Origin of the sequence: Protofrankia sp. Cr1, from assembly GCF_963555865.1 — a bacterium.
Taxonomy (GTDB): Bacteria; Actinomycetota; Actinomycetes; order Frankiales; family Frankiaceae; genus Protofrankia.
The window spans coordinates 1-7,049 of sequence record NZ_CAUVXO010000021.1 but is presented as its reverse complement, the minus strand read 5'-3'; the positions used below and the strand labels follow the sequence as shown (position 1 = coordinate 7,049).

The following is a 7,049-nucleotide window of genomic DNA, read 5'->3' as shown; positions in this document are numbered from 1 at the left end:
GCGACCGAGCCCGTGTCGACCGGTGACCGGTCGACACGGGCGTCACCAGCTACTACCGCTGGAAGGTCAGACCGGGACGCATCCCGACCCGCAGCGCCCGGATCAGTGGAAGGAGTCGCCGCAGGCGCAGGAACCCGCCGCGTTGGGGTTGTCAATCGTGAAGCCCTGCTTCTCGATCGTGTCGACAAAATCGATCTTCGCGCCACCGAGGTACGGGGTGCTCATCCGGTCGACCGCGACCCTGACACCTGAGAAGTCCAGGACGGTGTCGCCGTCGAGCTGACGCTCGTCGAAGAAGAGCTGGTAGCGCATGCCGGAGCAGCCGCCGGGCTGCACGGCGATCCGCAGCTGGAGGTCGTCACGACCTTCCTGCTCAAGCAGGTTCTTCACCTTGCTCGCGGCCACGTCGGTCAGGATGACGGTGGTCGGCCCGGTCGCTGTGTCCGTGCCGGTCACGGTGTCAGTCGTCGCGTCCTGGACGGTCATGGAGACTGCTCCCTAGGTTCCCTTGGGGCCCGCGCCTGCGCGAAAGAACTCATGATCGCGCATCCGAAGGCCGGTCGAGCCCTTGTTGTCAAGTGTGGCCGGTATTCGTCTACCCACATTGCGTGTGCACTCTGTGTGCAACCGCACGAGATGTCGGTAAATATCGCCATTCGTACGAATGTCGCCGTTCATGCCATCGCGGCGGTAGCCGTCATCCACAACACCTACTCGCAACACCGCATGCCGCGATCGCCTTCCCATCGTACGCAGGACCTCAGCGGACGACCAAGCACAGCGCGAAGAGCTGTGATCGTGAACTCCTCCGGTCGACGACGGCACGTGCGTGCCCGGCGAGTTAGAGTCGTGTCGACCATTCGTCTACGAGAAGGCTGCCAGACCACCTCCCGGTGGCCGGCGGGCGCACAATCAGGACTCAACGGTGCGCGCCCGCAGGCCCCGAGCGAGCCGGTCGGCCGGTCGACCGGAGGAGCGAGCATGACGATCAACCCCGCGCTCGACCGCGCCGCCATCACGCCGCTGCAACTCCCACCGAATCCGCTCACGCTGCTGTTGCTGGGTCGCGGTGCCGATCCCGACAGCGAGCGTGGGGTCGACTGCCCCGGTGCGCTGCCGCCGGCATCCGATCCGAACCTGGTTGAGCGCGCCGCCGCGGCCCGGGCTGCGCTCGGCGCCTCCGTCTTCGTACTCGGGCACCATTACCAGCGGGACGAGGTCATCGCCTTCGCGGACGTGACCGGCGACTCGTTCAGGCTCGCTCAGCAGGCCGCCGGACGCCCCGAAGCCGGCCACATCGTCTTCTGCGGCGTGCACTTCATGGCCGAAAGCGCCGACATCCTCACCGGCGACCACCAGCAGGTGATCCTTCCCGACCTCGCCGCCGGCTGCTCCATGGCCGACATGGCCGCGCTCGAACAGGTCGAGCAGGCATGGGAGACGCTGGCCGACGCCGGGCTCGCCGAAGGTACCGTCCCGGTCAGCTACATGAACTCCACTGCCGCGATCAAGGCGTTCACCGGGCGGCACGGCGGCACGATCTGCACCTCGTCCAATGCCCGGCGGGCACTGCAGTGGGCGTTCGGGCCCAAGCGCCGCGGCGAGCGGGTGCTGTTCCTGCCCGACCAGCATCTCGGCCGCAACACGGCGGTGCTGGAGATGGGTATGGCACGTGAGGACTGCGTGGTCTACAACCCGCACCGCCCGGGTGGCGGTGTTGCGGCGGCCCGGTTGCGCGACGCGCGGATGATCCTGTGGCGAGGCCACTGCTCGGTGCACGGCCGGTTCAGTCGCGCGTGCGTGGACGACGTCCGCGCCCGCATACCCGGCGTCACCGTGCTGGTTCATCCGGAGTGCCAGTATGAGGTCGTCACCGCTGCGGACATGATCGGATCGACGGAATACATCATCAGAGTCGTCGACGAGGCACCGCCGGGCAGCGCGTTCGCCGTGGGCACCGAGCTGAACCTGGTGCAACGGCTCGCGAACCGGCATCCCGACAAGACCGTCGCCTTCCTGGACCGTACGGTGTGCTATTGCTCGACGATGAACCGTATTGATCTGCCCCACCTCGTGTGGGCACTCGAGTCCCTCGTGCGCGGCGAGACGGTCAACCGCATCACGGTCGATCCCGATGTCGCGACACACGCCCGAAAGGCCCTTGACCAGATGCTGGCGCTCCCCTGATGGCCCTGTTGAAACGACGTACGACAGCGCCGGGCGCACCCACCGACCCGTCAGCCGCCGGCCCGACCAGCGGTGAGCCGGCCCAGGCGGGCGCCCCCGTCGGTAGTGGGAACGGGTCGGGTAAGGGACGCCCCACCCCCAAGCGCAGCGACGCCCGCGCGGCCCGCGCCCGCGGCGGCAGCGCCTTGGCGACCCCGGGGTCGGGTAAGGACACCCGGGCGAACTCCCGCGGCGAGCGACGTCGCCAGTCCCAGGAGTACCGGACTGCGATGATGTCGGGGGATGTCAGCAAGCTGCCCCCGCGTGAGCGTGCCCCCGAGCGCGTACTGGCCCGGGACTTCGTCGACGCCCGCCGCAATGTGGGGCCGTTCTTCCTCGCCGCCGCCGCGGTGTACTTCGTCGGCGGGCTCGTCCCCAACGTGTACATCCGGCTGATCGCCACCTACCTGATGCTGCTGGGCATCCTCGCCGTGGCCGTCGACTCGATCGTGCTGTCCCGCCAGGTCAGCCGCAGGGTTGGCGAGAAGTACCCGGACTCACCGGTCAAGGTGCGCGCGTACAGCGTGCAACGCGCCCTACTACCGGCCCGCTGGCGGATGCCGCGGCCCCGGGTCACCCGCGCCGGCAGCGGCCGCTGACCCGGCCGGACTCGCCCGGGCGACAAATCGGGCCCAGTCAAAGAAGATCTGGGACCAAATGCGGCAACAGGGTCGGATACGTCTGAAAAACCTCGTAGTACTACTCTTCGGTACGTTACGCTGTTCGGACGGACGCCGGTCCTGACCGGCAACGACCGGACCGCATCGTCCTGGCGGCGTGGGCGGTGGCCGCCGTGCGGCCCCGTCCAGGGGGAGGGCGACGCCCCTTATCGAGGGGTAGTACGTGAAACGCACAACCGTATACCTGCTGACCGCGGTCGCTCTGGTCGTTCTGGCCGCATGCGAGCCGAATCTTCCGGCCGGCGGCCCAGCAGCGACATCGAGCGCGTCCGGTGTGGCCGGGCCGGCGGCTGGAACATCACCGTCCGCCGCCCCAGCCACACCGACGACAGCCGTGAACGCATCCACAGCTGTTCCGCCGACCGGCATGACATCAGCCAGTGCAGGGCCATCCAGTTCAGGCGCGGCCGTGCCGGCACCGACGGCCGACGGCTTTGCCGCCGGCACGACCGGTGGCGCGGCCGGGGCCACGGTGACGGTCACGACCGCGGCGGACCTCGCCAGGTACGCCGGCGCGGACCAACCGTACGTACTCACGGTCACCGGAGTGATCGCGCTCACCGGTCAGATCAAGGTCGCCTCGAACAAGACAATCGTCGGGGCTGCGAAGGGCGCTGGTCTCACCGGTGGCGGGCTGAACATCCGCAATGTGACCAACGTGATCGTGCGCAACCTGACCATCAGCCTGGCAACGGGCACCGATGCGATCAGCGTCTACGGCTCCCAGCATGTGTGGATCACTCAGAACGACCTCTCCAGCGACATGACGCACGGCAAGGACTACTACGACGGCCTGCTCGACATCACGAAGGCTTCCGATCTCGTCACCGTGTCGTGGAACCGGTTTCACGACCACTACAAAGTGATGCTCATCAGCGCGAGTGACGACGACACCGCCGACCGGGGCAAACTGCATGTCACCATCCATCACAACTGGTTCACCAACGTGAACTCACGGCTGCCGAGCCTGCGCTTTGGCACCGGCCACGTCTACGACAACGTGTTCCAGACAGCCGACACCGCCGTCAACTCGCGGATGGGTGCGGTGGTTCTCCTTGAGTCCAACGTCTTCCGCGGCGTCGGCACCCCGGTGATCACAACCGGCTACAGCACGGAGCCCGGGACTGCCATCCTGTCGTCCGACCACCCGAACGACTTCGGTAATGCCACCCCGGCCGGAACCGCCGCCAGCAGTTCCACTGTTCAACTGCCATATGCCTACCTGGCCGAACCGGCGGCGACCATCGCCGCATCCGTCCCGGCTGGTGCCGGACCATGCTGACCTGCTCGCCGCGCCGGGTTCCCGGCCCGGGGCCGGGGCATCCGGGTATCCGGGTATCCGGGTATCACCCGAGCCTCGGCCCTGGGCCGTAAATCATAGGGTGGTTATGTGGAGCATCGACGACTGGGACGCAGCGGACTGAGCGTCAGTGAAATCGCGTACGGCAACTGGATCACCCACGGTGATCAGATCGAGCGGGATCAGGCGATCTCGTGCGTGCACGCTGCTCTGGACAACGGGATCACCACCTTCGACACCGCCGACGTGTACGCGGGCACGAAGGCCGAGGTTGTGCTGGGCGAGGCGCTGGACGGGATACGCCGCGAATCCTACGAGTTGTTAACCAAGGTGTTCTGGCCGACCGGACCCGGCCCGAACGACCGCGGTCTGGGGCGCAAGCACATCATCGAGTCCTGCCACGCCTCGCTGCGGCGGCTGCGCACCGACCATCTCGATCTCTACCAGGCACACCGCTACGACCCGACCGTGCCGTTGGAGGAGACCCTGCGGGCCTTCGACGACCTGGTGCGGGCCGGCAAGGTGCTCTACGTCGGTGTCTCGGAGTGGACCGGCGCGCAGATCGCCGACGCGGTACGGATCGCCGCGCAGGCCGGCTACGACCAGATCATTTCCAACCAGCCGCAGTACTCGATGCTGTGGCGGACGATCGAGTCCGAGGTCATCCCGACATCCCGCGCCGCCGGCATCGCCCAGATCGTCTGGTCACCGGTGGCGCAGGGTGTACTCACCGGCAAGTACCTGCCGGGAGCGCCGCGGCCCGAGCACACCCGCGCGGTCAGTGAGGCCGGCTCGGGTGCCATCCGACGCCTGCTGCGGGACGAGATTCTCGCCCGGGTCCAGGACCTGTTACCCGTAGCGGCCGACGTCGGCCTGTCCCCGGCACAGCTGGCCGTCGCCTGGGTGCTGCAGAACGACAACGTGGCCTCGGCGATCATCGGAGCATCCCGACCGGAGCAGGTCGAGGAGAACGTCAAGGCGTCGGGAGTAAAGCTGGACCAGGAGATCCTGGCTTGGATCGACGCGGTGCTCAGCGATGTGATCGTGACCGACCCGGATGCCGTATGACCGGCTAGTCCACGGAACGCAGGCTCATCGGGCCGTAGACCTTGCGGCCGGCGTCTTCCAGCACCACCTGCTGGACGCCGGCCTCCAGCAGCTCCCGCCAGGTCTCCCCCAACCAGGTCTCGGCGTCGCTCTGGGTCGGGAACGACTCCGACGAGGACGCACCCGCAGGCCCGACCCCGACCGCGGCACCGTCCTCGGCCTCGAAACGCCACGTCCAGCTCACCGCATGGTCCCCCTCTGTCGTCCCGTCCATGTCGTCCTCCTGCCAGGGTCATCTTCTCTGGATAGGCAGGCTCCATCCAACACGGTCAGCACTCCGGCGGCCCATCCCGGCCACCCTCCCGGCCCGTGTTAGAGCGCGACACAACCGAGAGCGCGACACAACCGAGAGCGCGACACAACCGACAAGCGGCTCGCCCAGGCCCCGGGCATCCGATGCCCCGTCGAGGTCCTGTCCTGATCTCCGGCAAGGCGTGACCGGTCGCACACCCTGAGCCTATCCATTTCGCCGCAGAGCACCGGCGTGCGAAAGTCGTGAACCGCCGGCCGGTGCTCTGCGGCCGGCGCCCGCACGATCCGGCGCCCGTACGATCCGGCGGACGGGTGGACGTGTCGAACAGAGGAAGGAAGCCGTGTTCACAGCTTCAGATGGCGTCATGCCAACGTTCTCCGGGACGACAACGGTCACCGGGATGACAGTGCTCGCCGAAACCGTCGGGTCGACCAAGGCGCCGATGGAGTGGTGGGCGGTCGGCCTGGTCACGATCGGCGCGATCCTGCTGCTCGGACTCGTCATCACCATCATGACGTTGACCGACCGCAAGCGCCACCCCCACCCCCATGCCCACCCCCGCGCCGAGCCGCAGGAGCCGCCGGCGTGAGAACGTCACCCGCGTGCGGCTGAGACTGCTCGGCACCGGATCGGCCGACGGCTGGCCCAATCCGTGGTGTGAATGCGCGTCGTGCCGCTGGGCGCGGGAACACGAGGTACGCACCCAGACCGCGGTCCTCCTCGACGAGATCATGCTCATCGACTGCGGGCCGGACGTGCCGCGGGCCGCCACCCGTTTCGGGGTGCGGCTCGCAGGCGTGCGGCACCTGCTGTTCAGCCACGCCCACCCCGACCACACCGGGCCCGCGGCGCTGATGTGGCGGGCGTGGACAACCGTGGCCGACCAGCCGCTGGACGTCGTCGGGCCACCGGCCTGTCTGGAGGCCTGCCGCGCCTTCGTGGGCCCGTGGGACGTCACGGATGTCGATCAGGTTGCTGGTGGCTCAGGTGGATCTGGACCGCTTCGGTTCCACCCGGCGCTCGCGGGCGACGTGCTGAGACTCAGTGGCTTCGAGATCCGGCCGGTGGCCGCCAACCACGGGGACGCGGTCATCGGGCCGGCGGTGCTCTACGACGTGACGACACCGGACGGCGGACGGCTGCTCTACGCGTGTGACACCGGCGCGCCGCTGCCGCGCCAGACCCTGGAGGCACTCACCGGTCGGGCGTTCGACGTGGTGCTGATGGAGGAGAACAACGGTGACCGTCCGGGGTTCGGTGACCACTTGGACCTGCCCGGCTTCGCGAACGTCCTCGCGCAGTTGCGGCAACGCGACGCGGTGGTCGACACGACCCTGGTCATCGCCGTCCACCTGAGCCACCGTAACCCGCCCGGAGATGCGCTCGCCCAGCGGTTGGCGTTCATGGGCGCGCAGGTGCACCCCGACGGGACCGTGCTCGACATCACGCCGGCCACTGCGCCTGCCGGCGCGCCGGCCACTGC

Annotated in this window: 8 protein-coding genes; 6 read left to right on the top strand and 2 right to left on the bottom strand. The window is 68.3% G+C overall.

Annotation, left to right across the window (positions count from 1 at the left end; all coding sequences use genetic code 11):
* Window positions 1–102: 102 nt before the first annotated feature.
* Window positions 103–486, bottom strand: a complete 384-nt coding sequence (gene erpA, locus U9980_RS03855) for an iron-sulfur cluster insertion protein ErpA (RefSeq protein WP_322747392.1) — start codon at window positions 484–486, stop codon at window positions 103–105.
* 495 nt (window positions 487–981) lie between these two features.
* Here erpA and nadA point away from each other — a divergent pair, with 495 nt between their 5' ends.
* From nadA to U9980_RS03835, 4 genes are all read left to right on the top strand, one after another.
* Window positions 982–2,187 (top strand): quinolinate synthase NadA, encoded by a 1,206-nt coding sequence (gene nadA, locus U9980_RS03850; protein WP_322766707.1) that lies wholly within the window; start codon window positions 982–984, stop codon window positions 2,185–2,187.
* A complete protein-coding gene (locus U9980_RS03845; protein ID WP_322747390.1) occupies window positions 2,187–2,825 on the top strand; it encodes a DUF3043 domain-containing protein in 639 nt (212 codons plus the stop codon). The genes nadA and U9980_RS03845 overlap by 1 nt, the downstream gene beginning before the upstream one ends.
* Before the next feature lie 490 nt (window positions 2,826–3,315).
* Window positions 3,316–4,188: a polysaccharide lyase family 1 protein gene (locus tag U9980_RS03840; protein WP_322766706.1), complete on the top strand. Its 873-nt coding sequence runs from the start codon at window positions 3,316–3,318 to the stop codon at window positions 4,186–4,188.
* A 108-nt stretch (window positions 4,189–4,296) separates the two neighbouring features.
* Window positions 4,297–5,274 carry an aldo/keto reductase family protein gene (locus tag U9980_RS03835; RefSeq protein ID WP_322766705.1) on the top strand — a complete coding sequence of 326 codons (978 nt, stop codon included), beginning with the start codon at window positions 4,297–4,299 and terminating at the stop codon, window positions 5,272–5,274.
* 4 nt (window positions 5,275–5,278) lie between these two features.
* Here U9980_RS03835 and U9980_RS03830 read toward each other — a convergent pair whose 3' ends face one another.
* The gene (locus U9980_RS03830; protein WP_322766726.1) at window positions 5,279–5,497 is read right to left on the bottom strand and encodes a hypothetical protein; all 219 of its coding nucleotides are present in this window, start codon (window positions 5,495–5,497) and stop codon (window positions 5,279–5,281) included.
* A gap of 433 nt (window positions 5,498–5,930) precedes the next feature.
* On the opposite strand from U9980_RS03830, the gene U9980_RS03825 reads away from it, so the two are divergent.
* The gene (locus U9980_RS03825; protein ID WP_322766704.1) at window positions 5,931–6,155 is read left to right on the top strand and encodes a hypothetical protein; all 225 of its coding nucleotides are present in this window, start codon (window positions 5,931–5,933) and stop codon (window positions 6,153–6,155) included.
* 13 nt (window positions 6,156–6,168) lie between these two features.
* Window positions 6,169–7,049, top strand: an 881-nt coding sequence (locus U9980_RS03820) for an MBL fold metallo-hydrolase (protein WP_322766703.1), incomplete at its 3' end; no start/stop codon positions are given.